The following is a 16,601-nucleotide window of genomic DNA, read 5'->3' as shown; positions in this document are numbered from 1 at the left end:
GGAAAATATGGTAAAATAGAACAGATAAAGAATCATCATTTCACGAAAGGATATCCGATGAAAATTACGCAAGAAGAGGTAACTCACGTTGCCAATCTTTCAAAATTAAAATTCTCAGAAGAAGAAACTGCAGAGTTTGCGACAACACTCTCAAAAATTGTTGATATGGTCGAATTGCTCAGTGAAGTCGACACTACTGGTGTCGCACCTACTACAACGATGGCTGACCGTAAAACTGTTCTCCGACCTGATGTGGCCGAAGAAGGAACAGATCGTGATCGCTTATTTAAAAATGTACCTGAAAAAGATAACTACTATATCAAGGTGCCAGCTATCCTAGATGATGGAGGAGACGCCTAATGACTTTTAACAATAAAACGATTGAAGAGTTGCACAATCTCCTTGTCTCTAAGGAAATTTCTGCAACAGAACTAACACAAGCAACTCTTGAAGATATCAAATCTCGTGAGACAGCACTCAATTCTTTTGTTACAATCGCTGAAGACCAAGCTCTTGCTCAAGCTAAAGCTATTGACGAAACTGGAATTGACGCTGACAATGTTCTTTCTGGGATTCCCCTAGCTGTTAAGGACAACATTTCTACAGATGGTCTCTTAACAACAGCAGCTTCAAAAATGCTCTATAACTACGAACCTATTTTTGATGCCACAGCTGTTGCCAATGCAAAATCTAAGGGCATGATCGTTGTTGGGAAAACCAACATGGACGAATTTGCCATGGGTGGATCAGGTGAGACTTCTTACTACGGTGCAACCAAAAATGCTTGGGACCACAGCAAGGTTCCTGGTGGATCATCAAGTGGTTCAGCTGCAGCTGTAGCTTCAGGGCAAGTCCGTTTATCACTTGGTTCTGATACTGGTGGTTCTATCCGCCAACCTGCTGCCTTTAACGGGATTGTTGGTCTCAAACCAACCTATGGAACAGTTTCACGTTTCGGTCTCATTGCTTTTGGTAGCTCATTAGACCAAATTGGACCTTTTGCACCAACTGTTAAGGAAAATGCTCTCTTGCTCAATGCGATTGCCTGCGAAGATGTCAAAGACTCTACTTCTGCCCCTATTCGCATTGCTGACTTTACTTCAAAAATCGGTCAAGACATCAAGGGAATGAAAATTGCTTTGCCTAAAGAGTATCTTGGCGAAGGGATTGACCCAGAAGTTAAGGAAGTCATTCTGAATGCTGCTAAGCACTTTGAAAAACTTGGTGCTATCGTCGAAGAAGTTAGCCTTCCCCACTCTAAATACGGTGTAGCGGTTTACTACATCATCGCTTCATCAGAAGCTTCATCAAACTTGCAACGCTTTGATGGTATCCGTTATGGCTACCGTGCAGAAGATGCAACTAATCTTGATGAAATCTATGTAAACAGCCGCAGCCAAGGTTTCGGTGAAGAAGTTAAACGTCGTATCATGCTAGGTACTTTCAGCCTTTCATCAGGTTACTATGATGCCTACTACAAGAAGGCTGGACAAGTTCGCACCCTTATCATCCAAGATTTCGAAAACGTCTTTGCGGATTACGACTTGATTTTGGGACCAACTGCTCCTAGCGTTGCCTACGACTTGGATTCACTCAACCACGATCCAGTTGCTATGTACTTAGCTGACCTCTTGACAATTCCTGTCAACTTAGCTGGTCTCCCAGGTATTTCTATTCCTGCTGGATTTGTTCAAGGTCTACCAGTAGGACTCCAATTGATTGGTCCTAAGTATTCAGAAGAAACTATCTACCAAGTTGCTGCTGCTTTTGAAGCAACAACAGACTACCACAAACAACAACCCGTGATTTTTGGAGGTGATAACTAATGAACTTTGAAACAGTCATTGGACTTGAAGTCCACGTAGAGCTCAACACCAATTCAAAAATCTTCTCACCTACTTCTGCCCACTTTGGGAATGACCAAAATGCCAACACTAACGTGATTGACTGGTCTTTCCCAGGCGTACTACCAGTTCTCAATAAAGGTGTTGTCGATGCTGGTATCAAGGCAGCTCTTGCCCTCAACATGGACATCCACAAGAAGATGCACTTTGACCGTAAGAACTACTTCTATCCAGATAATCCTAAAGCCTACCAAATTTCTCAGTTTGATGAACCAATCGGTTACAATGGATGGATTGAAGTGGAGCTAGAAGACGGTACAACTAAGAAAATCGGTATTGAACGTGCTCACTTGGAAGAAGACGCCGGTAAAAACACGCATGGTACAGATGGTTACTCTTATGTTGACCTCAACCGTCAAGGGGTGCCTTTGATTGAGATTGTATCTGAAGCAGACATGCGTTCACCAGAAGAAGCTTATGCTTATCTAACAGCCCTCAAAGAGGTTATCCAATACGCTGGCATTTCTGACGTTAAAATGGAAGAAGGTTCTATGCGTGTGGATGCCAACATCTCGCTTCGTCCTTATGGTCAAGAGAAATTCGGTACCAAGACTGAGTTAAAAAACCTCAATTCCTTCTCAAACGTTCGCAAGGGTCTTGAATATGAAGTCCAACGTCAAGCTGAAATCCTTCGCTCAGGTGGTCAAATCCGCCAAGAAACACGCCGTTATGATGAAGCCAACAAGGCAACTATCCTCATGCGTGTTAAGGAAGGGGCTGCAGACTACCGCTACTTCCCAGAGCCAGATCTACCACTCTTTGAAATCTCAGAAGAGTGGATTGATGAAATGCGCACTGAGTTGCCAGAGTTTCCAAAAGAGCGCCGTGCACGCTATGTCTCTCAACTCGGATTATCAGACTACGATGCTAGCCAGTTGACTGCCAACAAAGTCACTTCTGACTTCTTTGAGAAAGCAGTTTCACTTGGTGGTGATGCTAAGCAAGTCTCTAACTGGCTCCAAGGTGAAGTCGCTCAATTCTTGAACGCTGAAGGCAAGACACTGGAACAAATCGAATTGACACCAGAAAACTTGGTTGAAATGATTGCCATCATCGAAGACGGCACTATCTCATCTAAGATTGCAAAAAAAGTCTTTGTTCACCTAGCTAAAAATGGTGGAGGCGCTCGTGAATACGTGGAAAAAGCTGGTTTGGTTCAAATCTCAGATCCAGATATCTTGATTCCAATTATCCACCAAGTCTTTGCCGATAACGAAGCAGCTGTTGCTGACTTCAAGTCAGGAAAACGTAACGCCGACAAGGCCTTCACAGGATTCCTCATGAAAGCGACTAAAGGACAAGCCAACCCACAAGTAGCCCTCAAACTACTTGCCCAAGAATTGGCTAAGTTGAAAGAGAACGAGTAAATATACTTTCGCTAATAGACTTTTCTACTAAAAAATAGAAAGGAGAATAAATGAACAAATTTTTACGAGTACTATTTATTTTAGTTATCGTCGCCATGTTGGGTGCTTCTATTCTACAAATCTTTCTCCCATCATATATGGGAGAGCATTCTGGTTACGGTGTTTCTGCAGGATGGCAAAGAGAAATTGGAATTTGGAATCTAGCTGTCTTAATTATTATTCTTGCCGTTAATATTAAGTACGATTGGTTTTACCTGAGAATTGCCCTTCTTGCCCTCATTATTGGTGGTATAGGAATAGGAACAAATCATTTGTTAAATTTTATTGAATTTCATTCTCCTGTTAATGCGATTGGTGCTATCGAGAATTATATACTCGTATTTGGTTGGATTATAGGGTGGTTTATTGAAAATAAAACTATAAAACTCCAAAACTCTTTATAGACATAAATTTAGCAAAAACTATTTTTGTACTCACATAGTTAGGAGACATATGAAAAAGTTATATACTCTTATCACTACTTGCTTGCTTCTTCTATTTGTGACACCCCTACAATCCATCGATGCAGGTGTTGGACATTCTCGAAGTGGTAGCTCTAGTCGCAGTAGCTCACGAAGCAGTAGCAGTTCTCGAAGTAGTAGCTCTAGCCGAAGCCGTTCAAGTGGTAGTTCTTCTTCTAGAAGCAGCTATCGTTCTGGTGGTAGTTACTCGAATTTGGGAGATTCTTTAAGCACTGGCATGAACATTCTGATTATGTTTGGTGTCGGAGGTTTCATACTCTTCATGCTTATCAAATATCTGAATGACCAGAATTCATCATCTGGTAAATCTTATGGAAGTTCTACTAGCTACCAACCACAACCAACTAGCCATCGTCGAGTTGAAAATAATATACAAGCCATTGATCGACTTAGATACTATGATCCAAACTTTGATGCCTCTGCTTTCACTTCATGGGCTAAAGAAGTTTATATCCAGTTGCAGGCTGCTTGGACTAAAAAGGATTGGAACTTGGTGCGTTCTCTTGAAAGTGTTAGTCTCTATACTCAACACAGTGCTCAACTGGAAGACTATATCCAATCTCAAACAACGAATGTTTTGGAACGCGTTTACGTTGAAAATGTCCGAATCAAAGATTTCAATAGTAATCCAGATGGAAATGATACTTTAGTCGTCATCTTATCATCTACCTTGAGAGACTATGTCATCGACGACAAGACTCGTAAGGTTATTGAGGGAGACCCTCAACAAGATCTATTTACAGTTTATCAAATGAACTTCATCCGCAAACATGGTAGCCAAACTGAAAACAATGTTCAAGATGAAGCTGTTAGCGACCACTGTCCAAACTGTGGTGCTCCACTGAAAATCTCAGCTATTAGCCAATGTGAATACTGCGGCGCTGAGCTCACACGTAGTCCAAATCAATGGGTTCTTGACACCTATGAAGTTGTGGATGAAGACGAACTTTATAATTAGGAGGAAATTATGGGATTTATTCGCGCTGCCCTTTCAGCTGGGCTAAATAGTTTTAATGATAGCAAATTCAAGGAAGCCGTTGTACTTCCAGACCAAGTCTCTGCAGATGTTATGGCCATCAAGGGCCAACTTCTTACAAAAGATCCTGACGGTGGTTCAAGACAAAGCAATCAAAATACAGGACTATTAACAGACGGTTCTGTTGTCATTGTTCCTCAAGGATATGTTGCTGTTCTTGTCAATAATGGTACCTTCCTAGGGGATGTACTTGAAGCTGGAAGCCATGAATGGCGTGCAGGTGATAACGCTTGGCTCCTTGAAAAAGGTGGAATCAAGGGTACTTGGGAAAACTTCAAAAACCGCTTCTCTTTTGGTGGACAAGTTATTACTCGACAAGAAATCATCTTTATCCGTATGCAACCAATCGCAGGGAATAAATTTGGTACCCAAAATGCTGTAGAGTATTTCAGTGAACGTTACCAACAAATGCTCAATATCCGTTTTTACGGTTTGTTTGATATCAAAGTTGCTGATCCTGTACTTTTCTATGTCAGCTCGATCAGTCAACAAATTGAAGATCATAAACCATTTACACTCCAAGATATTGCTCAAGGAACACTTCGACAAAATATCTCTCCTAAAATCGCAATTGCTATCGCTAAGTATACCAATGAAAACAGAGTTGATATCTATAGCCTCAATGCCAACCAAGATACTTTCAATGAACTTGCTAAACAAGAAGTCAACAAGGTATGGACAGGACTTTACGGTATTGAAGCAACCAATATCCTTCTTGAGGATTTGAGCTACGACCAAGAAAGCATGGAGATTGTACGTAAACTTGACAGCGAACTCGTTGCTATGAAATACAATACCATCGAGATTGAAGAACGTCGTGCTCGTAACGAAGCTCTTATTGCTGCAGCTAATAACGAAGGTAATGGCAATGGTATGAACATGATTATGGGAATGAACCTAGGGCAAACACTTGGTGGTCAATTAAACCAACAAGCTCAACCTGTTAGCCCAAATCAAACTGTTCCCCCGGTACAACCTGCTGATCCAAACCAAGTTGTTAATCCGGTACAAACTTCAAGTCCTGAGCAAGTTGCTACTCCTGAACAACCAACTAATAAAAACTTCTACATCGAAGTCGATGGCAAGTACGTATTGGTAACCAAAGACGAAGAAGGAAACATCGTTCCTGTCAACTAATTTCACTTCCCTGATATTTGAGAAATCTTGCGACTTATGATACAATAAAGAGTAAATTATTTTATTAAAGAGGTAAAAACATGATCGAAGCAAGTAAATTAAAGGCTGGTATGACCTTTGAAACAGCTGACGGAAAATTGATCCGCGTTTTGGAAGCTAGCCACCACAAACCAGGTAAAGGAAACACTATCATGCGTATGAAATTGCGTGATGTCCGTACTGGTTCAACATTTGAAACTAGCTACCGTCCAGAGGAAAAATTTGAACAAGCGATTATCGAAACTGTGCCAGCACAATACTTGTACAAAATGGACGATACAGCTTATTTTATGAACACTGAAACTTACGACCAATACGAAATTCCAGTTGTAAATGTTGAAAATGAATTGCTTTACATCCTTGAAAATTCTGAAGTTAAAATTCAATTTTACGGAACTGAAGTAATCGGTGTAACAGTACCTACAACTGTTGAATTGACAGTTGCTGAAACTCAACCATCTATTAAAGGTGCAACTGTTACCGGTTCTGGTAAACCAGCTACAATGGAAACTGGACTTGTCGTGAACGTTCCAGACTTCATCGAAGCAGGACAAAAACTCGTTATCAACACTGCAGAAGGAACTTACGTTTCTCGTGCCTAATCTCTAGAAAGAGGTCATTCTATGGGAATTGAAGAACAATTAGGCGAAATCGTTATCGCCCCACGTGTACTTGAAAAAATCATTGCAATCGCTACAGCTAAAGTTGATGGTGTCCACTCTTTTTCAAACAAATCAGTATCTGACACCCTTTCAAAACTTTCACTCGGTCGTGGCGTCTATCTAAAAGAATCTGAAGAAGAACTAATAGCTGATATCTATCTCTATCTTGAGTATGGTGTCAAGGTTCCTAAGGTTGCAATGGCTATTCAAAAAGCTGTAAAAGATGCCGTTCGTAATATGGCTGATGTAGAACTCAATGCTGTGAATATTCACGTTGCTGGTATTGCACCAGATAAAACACCAAAACCAGCATTAAAAGATTTGTTTGATGAGGACTTCCTCAATGACTAGTCCATTATTAGAATCTAGACGCGAACTACGAAAATGTGCTTTCCAAGCACTGATGAGTCTTGAATATGGTTCTGATATTGAAACTGCTTGTCGCTTCGCTTATACTCATGATCGAGAAGACGACGAGGTAAAACTCCCTAGCTTCCTAATCGATCTTGTATCTGGTGTTCAAGCTCAAAAAGAGGAACTAGACAAACAAATCACTCAGCATTTAAAGTCTGGTTGGACGATTGAACGTTTAACCTTAGTTGAAAAGAATTTATTGCGTTTAGGAGTTTTCGAAATCACTTCCTTTGATACTCCTCAACTTGTAGCTGTGAATGAAGCTATTGAACTTGCAAAAAGCTTTTCAGATCAAAAATCAGCCCGTTTCATTAACGGACTGCTCAGTCAATTTGTAACTGAAGAAAATTAAATATAAAAAGTGTTTGATAGATATCAAACACTTTTTATTTGTCTCCTCAAATGCTATCTAAAAAAACGATTATAGATTAAATTAGAAAGCAACAACCAGATGAAATCTGCATGAATGAGAAAGTTAATAAAACTATGGCACAGGATGGTGATTTTTAGATTCTTTGTCCATCGGTAAACTAAAGCAAAGAAAAGACCGGAAAAACTATAAACCATCAAACTGATGGGGTCGCGATGGGACAATACCAAATGACTGAGCCCAAATATAAGAGCTGATAAGATGACATCCAAGTAGTATTTGGACTGGGGAAAGAAGGTGTTCATAAAATATCCCCTATGAACAATCTCCTCCAATATAGGCCCCAAAATGACAACGGAGATAAAAGAGAAGCAAGTCGTTAAAATAGTAGATTGCTCACTGAAGGATAGGACCGAAAGAAGGTCTTCAAAGATATAGTTGTTATTAATGAAGCGACTAAACTGTAAGTAAAAAGCACTTAACAACTGACGGACAAAATAAGTAGCCACTAGACTAACTACAAGGTAAAAGAATCTGGATTTTTTCGAGCCCCTTTTCTCAAAAATATAGAGCATTTTTTTCTTTTTAAGCCAATAGATAAATAGCCCTAAAAGAGCTAGTTGCTCTACTGCTACAATAATAGAATAGCCATCCATACCCCAGACAAACATCTTAGCCAGATAAAGACTACTGAAATCTAGTAGATAAATTGATAGGAATACCAGTAATGTATAGATTCCCAAATGCCCTAGTTTTTTCATACTCACTCCCAAAAATGTTTGTTGACTTATTTTTATAGCACACGCATCCCTTGTTATATTAACAGATATTTTTACAAGAGTCAATTTTTCATACTGAAATGTATTTTATAGAATCGAAAAAGCTAGAACTATATCTTAGTCCTAGCTTACTTTTTAATATTTTCTAAAGCGTTGGTAACGTTCCTCAATGAGCTGCTCTAGTGGCAGTTTACCAAGTTCATCAAGTTCTGCTCGGAGTTGTTCTTTGACTTGCTTGATCAGATCTTTACTTGATAGACCTACCTCAGAGATAACCTTATCAACAATTTTCATATCTAGCAATTCGAATGAAGTAATTTTCATCAACTCAGCAGCTTCCATAGCACGACTGCCATCCTTCCATAGAATAGACGCAAAGCCTTCAGGACTGAGAACTGCATAGATCGAGTTTTCTAACATCCAAACACGGTCAGCTACTGCAAGAGCTAAAGCCCCTCCTGAGCCACCTTCACCGATAATAATGGCAATAATTGGCACCTTAAGATCGCTCATCTCCATGAGGTTACGGGCAATAGCTTCACCTTGCCCACGCTCTTCTGCTCCGACACCAGGATAGGCACCAGCCGTGTTGATAAAAGTTACAACAGGACGGCCAAATTTTTCAGCCTGCTTCATCAAGCGAAGGGCTTTTCGATAACCTTCAGGATGAGGTTGTCCAAAGTTACGGTTAAGATTATCCTGTAAGCTTTTACCTTTTTGAATTCCAACAACAGTTACTGCTTGGTCTCCCAACCAACCGATACCACCAATAACAGCACCATCATCTCGGAAAGAGCGATCACCATGTAGCTCTACAAAGTCATCAAATATTCCTGTTGCGAAGTCCAAGGCAGTTAAGCGGGTTTGTTCACGTGCTTCTCTGACGATTTTTGCAATATTCATCAACAATCCCCCTTATGTAACCTTACTAATCGAGCAATCATATCTGGCAATTCTCTCCGTTTAACAATCGCATCCACAAATCCATGTTCTAACAAAAACTCTGCCTTCTGGAAATCCTCTGGCAAATCTTCCCTTACGGTATTTTCAATGACACGACGTCCAGCAAATCCTACTAAACTTTGAGGCTCTGCCAAGATAATATCCCCTTCCATAGCAAAGGAAGCTGTAACACCACCAGTTGTTGGATCAGTAAGGATTGTTAGGTAAAAGAGACCTGCATTGGAATGACGTTTGACTGCTGCAGAGATTTTAGCCATCTGCATCAAACTCATGATTCCTTCTTGCATACGTGCTCCACCAGATGCTGTAAACAAGACGACTGGTAATTTTTCAGCTGTCGCGTATTCAAACAAACGAGTGATTTTTTCACCAACTACTGTTCCCATAGACGCCATGATAAAGTTAGAATCCATGATTCCAAGAGCAACTTTTTCACCCTTAATCAAAGCAGTTCCTGTAACAACAGCCTCATCAAGACCTGTTTTTTCACGCATAGAGGCTAATTTTTTCTGGTAGCCTGGAAATTCCAATGGATCTTGTGTCTCAATTCCTGTAAACATCTCTAGGAAGCTTCCCATGTCAATGGTTAAAGCAAGACGCTCTTGAGCTGAAATACGGAAGGTATAGCCACAGTGAGGACAAATACGGTCACTCCCCAAATCCTTTTGGTAAATGGTATGTTTACAACCTGGACATTTTGAGAAGAGTTCGTCTGGAACCTCAGGCTTGGCTTGGGGCTTTTCTCTAAGTGAACGATTGGGATTAATTCGTATATATTTATCTTTTTTACTAAATAGAGCCATACATCCCCCTTTTCAGTCTCATACTTTTTATATTATTCTTTTTCTTGATATTGTGGTAAGAAAGTTTCCATCAAGAATGAAGTATCGTAGTCCCCTGCTATCACACGACGATCTGAAATCAAATCGAGTTGAAAATCAGCATTGGTGACGACCCCTTCAATTTCGAGTTCATAAAGAGCTCTTTGCATTTTCATGAGTGCATCAAAACGATTTTCACCATGAACAATAATTTTAGCAATCATACTATCATAGTATGGTGGAATGGTATACCCTGGATAAACTGCAGAGTCAACACGCAAGCCAACACCACCGCTTGGTAGATAAAGATTAGTGATCTTACCTGGACTCGGTGCAAAATTAAAGGCTGGGTTTTCTGCGTTGATACGGCACTCAATAGCATGTCCTTTTAGAACAATGTCTTCTTGCTTCAGAGTCAAAGGTTGACCTGACGCAATACGGATTTGTTCCTTGACAATATCCACACCAGAAACAAATTCGGTTACTGGATGTTCTACTTGGACACGAGTATTCATCTCCATAAAGTAGAATTTCCCAGTTGCTTCATCTAGTAGAAATTCGATGGTCCCAGCATTTTCATAACCAACAGATTCCGCTGCACGGACTGCTGCAGCACCAATTTCATTACGCAGTGTTTTCCCAATAGCAATCGAAGGACTTTCTTCTAAAACCTTTTGGTTATTCCGCTGAAGCGAACAGTCGCGCTCACCTAGGTGAATCACATGTCCCATCTGGTCAGCAAGAATCTGTACCTCAATGTGGCGAGCAGGATAAATCACACGCTCGAGGTACATAGCCCCATTTCCAAAGTTTGCTTTGGCTTCACTAGAGGCTGTTTCAAAGGCTGATACAAGGTCTTCTGCCTTTTCAACCTTACGAATTCCTTTACCACCACCTCCAGCTGAAGCTTTCAGCATAACTGGATAACCAATTTTTTCGGCAATAGCCAGAGCCTCTTCTGCAGTATGGACTTCTCCATCTGATCCTGGAATGACAGGCACATTAGCCTTAATCATTTGAGCACGGGCGTTAATTTTATCTCCCATGACATCCATTACTCGAGCTGATGGCCCGATAAATTTGATACCGACTTCTTCACACATAGTTGCAAATTTGGAATTTTCACTTAAAAAACCAAATCCAGGGTGAATAGCTTCAGCTTCAGTCAAGACCGCAGCTGATAGGATGGCATTGATGTTCAGATAAGATTCTGTAGCCTTCCCAGGGCCGATACAGATAGCCTCATCAGCCAAAAGCGTGTGGAGAGCTTCCTTGTCAGCAGTCGAATAAACAGCAACTGTAGCAATTCCTAACTCTCGTGCCGCACGAATAATACGAACAGCAATTTCACCACGATTGGCAATTAAAATCTTACGAAACATGGAAAACCTCCCTAGTTTCCAATAGCAAAGGTCAAAGTACCGCTTGCTGCAAGCCTACCATCTACTTCTGCCTTCGCTTCTACTACGGCGATTGTGCCACGACGTTTGACAAAAGTTGCTGTCATGACAAGCTGATCACCAGGAACAACTTGTTTCTTAAACTTAACCTTATCCATGCCAGCATAGAAGACAAGTTTCCCTTTGTTTTCAGGTTTAGACAATTCCAAAACACCTGCTGTCTGAGCCAAGGCTTCCATAATGAGGACTCCAGGCATAACTGGGTATTGAGGAAAATGACCATTGAAGAAAGGTTCGTTAATCGTTACATTTTTAATAGCAACAATTGTATCTTCACTAACTTCTAAGACACGATCTACTAAGAGCATGGGATAACGGTGTGGCAAAGCTTCTTTAATTCCTTGAATATCAATCATTTGATACGTACCAAGCCTTTCCCAAACTCAACCATTTCTTCATTTTCAACAAGAATTTCTGTTACAACACCGTCTTTAGGTGCTGGAATTTCATTCATAACTTTCATAGCTTCAATGATGACCAAGGTTTGGCCTTTTTTAACAGTATCACCGACTGAAACAAAATTAGGTTTGTCTGGTCCGGCAGCCAAGTAAGCAACACCGACAAGTGGACTTTCTACAAGGTCCCCCTCAGCTACAGATTCACTAGCACTTGATTCTGGAACTGCTTCTACAACTTGTGTTGTAGTTGGAGCTTGTGGTGCAACTGTAGGTACAGCTGCTGGAACTACAGGTTGAGGTGCTGGACTTGTTTCTGCCACAAGTTTCGCTTCATTCTTACTGAAGACCAACTCGTCCGTTCCATTTTTATAAGAAAATTCTTTCAAGCTTGACTGATCAAATTGTGCCATCAAGTCTTTGATTTCATTTAAATTCATTTTTACTTATTCTCCCAACGTTTGAAAGCAAGAACTGCATTATGCCCACCAAATCCAAAAGTATTTGAAATAGCATAAGGAATTTCATGTTCCAAGCCTTGTCCATAAATAACGTTTGCTTCAATGTAGTCTGACACTTCTGTTGTTCCAGCTGTCATTGGAACATAGTTGTTACGGATTGCTTCAATTGTTGCAATAGCCTCAACTGCACCTGCTGCACCGAGCAAGTGGCCTGTAAATGACTTGGTTGAAGATACAGGTACTTCCTTACCAAGAACCGCTACGATAGCACCACTTTCTCCCTTTTCATTAGCAGGAGTTGATGTACCGTGAGCATTGACATAAGCTACTTGGTCTGGAGAAATTTCTGCTTCTTCCAAAGCCAACTTCATAGCCTTAATCGCACCTTGACCTTCTGGATGTGGTGAAGTCATATGGTAGGCATCACAAGTATTTCCATAACCAACAACTTCGGCAAGGATAGTTGCTCCACGTTTTTCTGCGTGCTCTAAGCTTTCAAGAACCAACATACCTGATCCTTCACCCATGACAAATCCATTACGGTCTTTGTCAAATGGAATAGAAGCACGAGTTGGATCCTCTGTTGTTGAAAGAGCTGTTAAGGCTTGGAAACCGGCAATCGCAAATGGAGTAATAGATGATTCTGAGCCACCAACCAGCATGATATCTTGGAAACCAAATTTGATAGAACGGAAGGCATCTCCGATAGCGTCATTTGATGAAGCACAAGCTGTGTTGATAGATTTACAGATACCATTGGCACCAAAGCGCATAGCTACATTTCCTGCAGCCATATTTGGCAAGGCTTTTGGAAGTGTTAATGGTTTAACACGTTTTGGTCCTTTTTCGTGAAGTCGAAGGACTTGGTCTTCGATTTCTCTGATTCCACCGATACCTGATGCAACGATGACACCAAAGCGGTCTTTATCAAGTGCTTCTACGTCAAGATTAGCATGGTCAACTGCTTCTTGAGCAGCATACAAGGCATACAAAGAATAATCATCGAAACGATTGGTATCTTTTTTTACAAAATATTTGTCAAAAGGAAAATCATTAATCTCTGCTGCATTATGGACGTCAAAAGCACTGTGATCAAACTTGGTGATTTCACCAATCCCAATCTTTCCATTCTTTAAACTGTTCCAAAATTCTTCTGGCGTATTCCCAATTGGAGATGTTAATCCATAACCTGTTACTACTACACGATTTAGTTTCATTTTCATACCTCTATTTTAACTCTTATTGCATGGTAAGTCCACCATCAATTGCAATGACTTGTCCCGTTAGATAATCTTGGCTTGCAAGAAAGGCTGTGACCTCTGCCACTTGCTCAGCTTGACCAAATTGTTTCATCGGAATTTGTGCCAACATGGCATCTTTTACCTTATCAGATAGGACTGCAGTCATATCTGATTCGATCATTCCTGGTGCAATGGCATTGACACGTACATTACGGTTGGCTACCTCACGTGCTACTGATTTGGTAAATCCAATTAGACCAGCCTTAGAAGCAGCGTAGTTTGCTTGACCGATATTACCCATCAAACCAACGACACTGGACATATTGATAATGGCCCCTTCACGAGCTTTTATCATCTGCTTCAAGACTGCTTGCGTCATGTTGAAGGCTCCCGTTAGATTGACTTTCAAGACCTTCTCAAAATCATCTTCTGTCATCTTCAGCATGAGAGTGTCTTGAGTAATCCCAGCATTATTAACAAGGACGTCAACTGAACCTAGCTCTTCAATGGCTTGGTCCACCATTCGTTTTGCATCCGTAAAGTCAGAAACATCACCAGAAATAGCAAGGACCTTCACCCCGTAAGGTTTAAATTCGTCTAGAAGCTCCTCGGAGATTTCACCACGACTATTCAAGACAACGTTGGCTCCCAAGCTGGCAAATTTATGAGCAATGGCAAGACCAATTCCTCGACTTGAGCCTGTAATAAAGACATTTTTCTGTTCTAGTTTCATTTTTCTCCTTTCAGAACTTCTACCATTTTGGTCTAATTTTCTAAGAGTGCTTGTAAACTTGCTTGATCTTCCACATTTGCAAGTTGAGCAGTTTTATCAATCTTTTTAACAAATCCTGACAAGACTTTCCCAGGACCAATCTCGATAAAACGTGTCACACCAGCTTCTTGCATAACTGCAATGCTTTCATAGAAACGAACAGGTTCCTTGACTTGACGAGTCAAGAGTTCTGCAATTCGTTCTTTTTCCATGACTTTTGCTTCTGTATTACCAACAAGTGGACAAGCAAAGTCATTAAACTCAACATCTTCTAGGACTTGAGCTAATTTTTGACTAGCAGGTTCCAATAAAGCTGTATGGAAAGGTCCAGAAACATTTAGCGGAATTAAGCGTTTTGCTCCTGCTTCTTGCAAGAGTTCAACTGCACGATCCACAGCAACCACCTCACCACCAATAACAATTTGGCTTGGGGTATTGTAGTTAGCTGGAGTCACAACACCAAGTTGAGAAGCTTCTTGACAAGCTTGTTCAATAACTTCAACTGGAGTATTGAGTACGGCTACCATTTTACCAGACCCAGCAGGTGCCGCTTCTTCCATATAAGCCCCACGTTTAGCAACTAGAGCCACTGCATCTTCAAAATCCAAGGCACCACTAGCTACAAGGGCAGAATATTCACCAAGAGACAGGCCTGCCACTATATCTGGTTGGTAACCTTTCTCCTTTAGTAGTCGGTAAATGGCAACGGATGTAGCCAAAATAGCTGGTTGTGTGTAACGAGTCTGATTTAGCTTCGTTTCATCGTTATCAATCAAGTCACGAAGATCATAACCTAAGACCTGGCTAGCTTGGTCGATTGTTTCCTTGACGATAGCATATTGGTCGTATAGTTCACGTCCCATTCCAAGGTACTGGGCTCCTTGACCTGCAAATAGAAAGGCTGTTTTAGTCATTTCTTGTAACTCCTGCCCAACGAGCGGCTTCTTTTTGAATTTTCTCAGCTGCACCATAGTAGATATCTTTTAAGATTTCTTCAACTGTTTCTTCTTTAGATACCAAACCTGCAATCTGGCCGGCCATTACTGAACCGCCATCTACATCACCATGGACAACAGCCTTAGCTAAGGCTCCAGCACCCATTTGTTCAAAGATTTCTAAATCTGGATTTTCTTGTTTAAAGGCATCTTTTTCAGCTTGCTCGAAATCACGAGTCAATTGATTTTTGATGGCACGAACTGCGTGACCAAAATGTTGTGCTGAAATAGTTGTATCAATATCACGAGCTTTTAAAATCTTAGCTTTGTAGTTTGGATGAGCATTTGATTCTTTAGCAACTACAAAACGAGTTCCTACTTGCACAGCTTCCGCACCAAGCATAAATCCAGCAGCAGCTCCCTCACCGTCTGCAATACCACCTGCAGCGATAACAGGAATTGAAACAGCCGCTGCAACTTGACGAACCAAGGTCATGGTTGTTAATTTACCAATGTGTCCACCGGCTTCCATACCTTCACAAATGACAGCATCTGCACCGATTTTTTCCATGCGTTTAGCCAAAGCTACGCTAGGAACTACAGGAATAACAGTGATTCCTGCTTCATGAAATCGCTCCATATATTTACTTGGATTCCCTGCACCAGTTGTGACTACCTTAACCCCTTCTTCAATAACGAGGTCAACAATATCATCAACAAATGGAGACAAGAGCATGATATTGACACCAAAAGGCTTGTCTGTTAACGATTTAATCTTATCGATGTTGGCTTTAACCACTTCTTTAGGTGCGTTTCCTCCACCAATGATTCCGAGACCACCAGCTTTTGAAACAGCTCCAGCCAAATCGCCATCTGCTACCCAGGCCATTCCACCTTGGAAGATAGGATATTTAATATTTAATAATTCAGTGATACGTGTTTTCATATTGCCTCCATAAGTCTTGCTTACGTAATAGTTCGACTTTATTATAATTTGACGGTCAAACTATTACCTAAACAAGAGGGAGCGGGTCTCCCCTACTCCTTCTTTATTTATTCTAATTATTTAGTTTGCTCTTCAACGTAAGCAACCAAGTCGCCAACTGTTTTCAAGTTGTCTTCAGCTTCGATTTGGATATCAAAAGCGTCTTCGATTTCTGAGATTACTTGGAACAAGTCCAATGAATCTGCATCCAAATCATCAAAAGTAGATTCAAGTGTTACTTCTGATGCATCTTTTCCAAGTTCTTCAACGATAATTTCTTGTACTTTTTCAAATACTGCCATGATAGACTCCTTTAAAATAAATAGTTTTTTTATAACA

The 16,601-nt window shown here is 40.7% G+C and carries 20 protein-coding genes; 9 read left to right on the top strand and 11 right to left on the bottom strand.

Annotated elements, in window-relative coordinates; translation table 11 throughout:
* The first annotated feature begins 57 nt into the window (after nucleotides 1–57).
* From gatC to nusB, 9 genes are all read left to right on the top strand, one after another.
* Complete coding sequence (gene gatC, locus HMPREF9423_RS03480) at nucleotides 58–360, top strand: Asp-tRNA(Asn)/Glu-tRNA(Gln) amidotransferase subunit GatC (protein ID WP_006147946.1); 303 nt, start codon at nucleotides 58–60, stop codon at nucleotides 358–360.
* A complete protein-coding gene (gene gatA / locus HMPREF9423_RS03475) occupies nucleotides 360–1,826 on the top strand; it encodes an Asp-tRNA(Asn)/Glu-tRNA(Gln) amidotransferase subunit GatA (RefSeq protein WP_006147945.1) in 1,467 nt (488 codons plus the stop codon). The genes gatC and gatA overlap by 1 nt, the downstream gene beginning before the upstream one ends.
* Nucleotides 1,826–3,271: an Asp-tRNA(Asn)/Glu-tRNA(Gln) amidotransferase subunit GatB gene (gene gatB / locus HMPREF9423_RS03470; RefSeq protein WP_004251921.1), complete on the top strand. Its 1,446-nt coding sequence runs from the start codon at nucleotides 1,826–1,828 to the stop codon at nucleotides 3,269–3,271. The genes gatA and gatB overlap by 1 nt, the downstream gene beginning before the upstream one ends.
* Before the next feature lie 50 nt (nucleotides 3,272–3,321).
* A complete protein-coding gene (locus HMPREF9423_RS03465; RefSeq protein WP_004251919.1) occupies nucleotides 3,322–3,714 on the top strand; it encodes a hypothetical protein in 393 nt (130 codons plus the stop codon).
* Nucleotides 3,715–3,763: 49 nt separating this feature from the next.
* The gene (locus tag HMPREF9423_RS0101985; protein ID WP_006155736.1) at nucleotides 3,764–4,750 is read left to right on the top strand and encodes a zinc-ribbon domain-containing transport protein; all 987 of its coding nucleotides are present in this window, start codon (nucleotides 3,764–3,766) and stop codon (nucleotides 4,748–4,750) included.
* Between the two features lie 9 nt (nucleotides 4,751–4,759).
* Nucleotides 4,760–5,965, top strand: a complete 1,206-nt coding sequence (locus tag HMPREF9423_RS03460) for an SPFH domain-containing protein (RefSeq protein WP_006147942.1) — start codon at nucleotides 4,760–4,762, stop codon at nucleotides 5,963–5,965.
* A gap of 80 nt (nucleotides 5,966–6,045) precedes the next feature.
* Nucleotides 6,046–6,606, top strand: a complete 561-nt coding sequence (gene efp, locus HMPREF9423_RS03455) for an elongation factor P (RefSeq protein ID WP_004251910.1) — start codon at nucleotides 6,046–6,048, stop codon at nucleotides 6,604–6,606.
* A gap of 21 nt (nucleotides 6,607–6,627) precedes the next feature.
* Nucleotides 6,628–7,017 carry an Asp23/Gls24 family envelope stress response protein gene (locus HMPREF9423_RS03450; RefSeq protein ID WP_004251907.1) on the top strand — a complete coding sequence of 130 codons (390 nt, stop codon included), beginning with the start codon at nucleotides 6,628–6,630 and terminating at the stop codon, nucleotides 7,015–7,017.
* Complete coding sequence (gene nusB, locus HMPREF9423_RS03445; RefSeq protein ID WP_004251901.1) at nucleotides 7,010–7,432, top strand: transcription antitermination factor NusB; 423 nt, start codon at nucleotides 7,010–7,012, stop codon at nucleotides 7,430–7,432. Before HMPREF9423_RS03450 ends, nusB begins: the two co-directional genes overlap by 8 nt.
* 53 nt (nucleotides 7,433–7,485) lie before the next feature.
* On the opposite strand, the gene HMPREF9423_RS03440 is transcribed toward nusB, so the two are convergent.
* From HMPREF9423_RS03440 to HMPREF9423_RS03390, 11 genes are all read right to left on the bottom strand, one after another.
* Entirely contained in the window at nucleotides 7,486–8,211 is a 726-nt protein-coding gene (locus HMPREF9423_RS03440; protein WP_004251898.1) for a CPBP family intramembrane glutamic endopeptidase, read from the bottom strand.
* A 153-nt stretch (nucleotides 8,212–8,364) separates the two neighbouring features.
* The gene (locus HMPREF9423_RS03435) at nucleotides 8,365–9,132 is read right to left on the bottom strand and encodes an acetyl-CoA carboxylase carboxyl transferase subunit alpha (RefSeq protein WP_004251895.1); all 768 of its coding nucleotides are present in this window, start codon (nucleotides 9,130–9,132) and stop codon (nucleotides 8,365–8,367) included.
* Nucleotides 9,132–9,995 (bottom strand): acetyl-CoA carboxylase, carboxyltransferase subunit beta, encoded by an 864-nt coding sequence (accD, locus tag HMPREF9423_RS03430; protein ID WP_004251892.1) that lies wholly within the window; start codon nucleotides 9,993–9,995, stop codon nucleotides 9,132–9,134. Before accD ends, HMPREF9423_RS03435 begins: the two co-directional genes overlap by 1 nt.
* A 32-nt stretch (nucleotides 9,996–10,027) precedes the next feature.
* Nucleotides 10,028–11,395, bottom strand: a complete 1,368-nt coding sequence (accC, locus tag HMPREF9423_RS03425; RefSeq protein ID WP_004251889.1) for an acetyl-CoA carboxylase biotin carboxylase subunit — start codon at nucleotides 11,393–11,395, stop codon at nucleotides 10,028–10,030.
* An 11-nt stretch (nucleotides 11,396–11,406) separates the two neighbouring features.
* A complete protein-coding gene (fabZ, locus tag HMPREF9423_RS03420) occupies nucleotides 11,407–11,829 on the bottom strand; it encodes a 3-hydroxyacyl-ACP dehydratase FabZ (protein ID WP_006147939.1) in 423 nt (140 codons plus the stop codon).
* Nucleotides 11,826–12,308: an acetyl-CoA carboxylase biotin carboxyl carrier protein gene (accB, locus tag HMPREF9423_RS03415; RefSeq protein WP_006147938.1), complete on the bottom strand. Its 483-nt coding sequence runs from the start codon at nucleotides 12,306–12,308 to the stop codon at nucleotides 11,826–11,828. Before accB ends, fabZ begins: the two co-directional genes overlap by 4 nt.
* Before the next feature lie 2 nt (nucleotides 12,309–12,310).
* The gene (gene fabF / locus HMPREF9423_RS03410) at nucleotides 12,311–13,546 is read right to left on the bottom strand and encodes a beta-ketoacyl-ACP synthase II (RefSeq protein ID WP_006155727.1); all 1,236 of its coding nucleotides are present in this window, start codon (nucleotides 13,544–13,546) and stop codon (nucleotides 12,311–12,313) included.
* Between the two features lie 22 nt (nucleotides 13,547–13,568).
* Nucleotides 13,569–14,303: a 3-oxoacyl-[acyl-carrier-protein] reductase gene (gene fabG, locus HMPREF9423_RS03405; RefSeq protein WP_004251884.1), complete on the bottom strand. Its 735-nt coding sequence runs from the start codon at nucleotides 14,301–14,303 to the stop codon at nucleotides 13,569–13,571.
* A gap of 32 nt (nucleotides 14,304–14,335) precedes the next feature.
* Nucleotides 14,336–15,256: an ACP S-malonyltransferase gene (gene fabD / locus HMPREF9423_RS03400; RefSeq protein ID WP_006147936.1), complete on the bottom strand. Its 921-nt coding sequence runs from the start codon at nucleotides 15,254–15,256 to the stop codon at nucleotides 14,336–14,338.
* Nucleotides 15,249–16,223, bottom strand: a complete 975-nt coding sequence (gene fabK, locus HMPREF9423_RS03395) for an enoyl-[acyl-carrier-protein] reductase FabK (protein ID WP_004251880.1) — start codon at nucleotides 16,221–16,223, stop codon at nucleotides 15,249–15,251. Before fabK ends, fabD begins: the two co-directional genes overlap by 8 nt.
* Before the next feature lie 116 nt (nucleotides 16,224–16,339).
* Entirely contained in the window at nucleotides 16,340–16,564 is a 225-nt protein-coding gene (locus tag HMPREF9423_RS03390; protein ID WP_000257840.1) for an acyl carrier protein, read from the bottom strand.
* Nucleotides 16,565–16,601: the final 37 nt, after the last annotated feature.

Source organism: Streptococcus infantis ATCC 700779 (genome assembly GCF_000187465.1).
GTDB classification, from domain to species: Bacteria; Bacillota; Bacilli; order Lactobacillales; family Streptococcaceae; genus Streptococcus; species Streptococcus infantis.
Note: the sequence above shows the minus strand (reverse complement) of the source record. Positions and strands in the feature narration are given on the sequence as shown.

What these genes read in the sequence shown, in the direction of transcription:
- gatC (WP_006147946.1), top strand. Translation starts at nt 58, where the DNA reads ATGAAAATTACGCAAGAAGAGGTAACTCACGTTGCCAATCTTTCAAAA.
- gatA (WP_006147945.1), top strand. Translation starts at nt 360, where the DNA reads ATGACTTTTAACAATAAAACGATTGAAGAGTTGCACAATCTCCTTGTC.
- gatB (WP_004251921.1), top strand. Translation starts at nt 1,826, where the DNA reads ATGAACTTTGAAACAGTCATTGGACTTGAAGTCCACGTAGAGCTCAAC.
- HMPREF9423_RS03465 (WP_004251919.1), top strand. Translation starts at nt 3,322, where the DNA reads ATGAACAAATTTTTACGAGTACTATTTATTTTAGTTATCGTCGCCATG.
- HMPREF9423_RS0101985 (WP_006155736.1), top strand. Translation starts at nt 3,764, where the DNA reads ATGAAAAAGTTATATACTCTTATCACTACTTGCTTGCTTCTTCTATTT.
- HMPREF9423_RS03460 (WP_006147942.1), top strand. Translation starts at nt 4,760, where the DNA reads ATGGGATTTATTCGCGCTGCCCTTTCAGCTGGGCTAAATAGTTTTAAT.
- efp (WP_004251910.1), top strand. Translation starts at nt 6,046, where the DNA reads ATGATCGAAGCAAGTAAATTAAAGGCTGGTATGACCTTTGAAACAGCT.
- HMPREF9423_RS03450 (WP_004251907.1), top strand. Translation starts at nt 6,628, where the DNA reads ATGGGAATTGAAGAACAATTAGGCGAAATCGTTATCGCCCCACGTGTA.
- nusB (WP_004251901.1), top strand. Translation starts at nt 7,010, where the DNA reads ATGACTAGTCCATTATTAGAATCTAGACGCGAACTACGAAAATGTGCT.
- HMPREF9423_RS03440 (WP_004251898.1), bottom strand. Translation starts at nt 8,211, where the DNA reads ATGAAAAAACTAGGGCATTTGGGAATCTATACATTACTGGTATTCCTA.
- HMPREF9423_RS03435 (WP_004251895.1), bottom strand. Translation starts at nt 9,132, where the DNA reads ATGAATATTGCAAAAATCGTCAGAGAAGCACGTGAACAAACCCGCTTA.
- accD (WP_004251892.1), bottom strand. Translation starts at nt 9,995, where the DNA reads ATGGCTCTATTTAGTAAAAAAGATAAATATATACGAATTAATCCCAAT.
- accC (WP_004251889.1), bottom strand. Translation starts at nt 11,395, where the DNA reads ATGTTTCGTAAGATTTTAATTGCCAATCGTGGTGAAATTGCTGTTCGT.
- fabZ (WP_006147939.1), bottom strand. Translation starts at nt 11,829, where the DNA reads ATGATTGATATTCAAGGAATTAAAGAAGCTTTGCCACACCGTTATCCC.
- accB (WP_006147938.1), bottom strand. Translation starts at nt 12,308, where the DNA reads ATGAATTTAAATGAAATCAAAGACTTGATGGCACAATTTGATCAGTCA.
- fabF (WP_006155727.1), bottom strand. Translation starts at nt 13,546, where the DNA reads ATGAAACTAAATCGTGTAGTAGTAACAGGTTATGGATTAACATCTCCA.
- fabG (WP_004251884.1), bottom strand. Translation starts at nt 14,303, where the DNA reads ATGAAACTAGAACAGAAAAATGTCTTTATTACAGGCTCAAGTCGAGGA.
- fabD (WP_006147936.1), bottom strand. Translation starts at nt 15,256, where the DNA reads ATGACTAAAACAGCCTTTCTATTTGCAGGTCAAGGAGCCCAGTACCTT.
- fabK (WP_004251880.1), bottom strand. Translation starts at nt 16,223, where the DNA reads ATGAAAACACGTATCACTGAATTATTAAATATTAAATATCCTATCTTC.
- HMPREF9423_RS03390 (WP_000257840.1), bottom strand. Translation starts at nt 16,564, where the DNA reads ATGGCAGTATTTGAAAAAGTACAAGAAATTATCGTTGAAGAACTTGGA.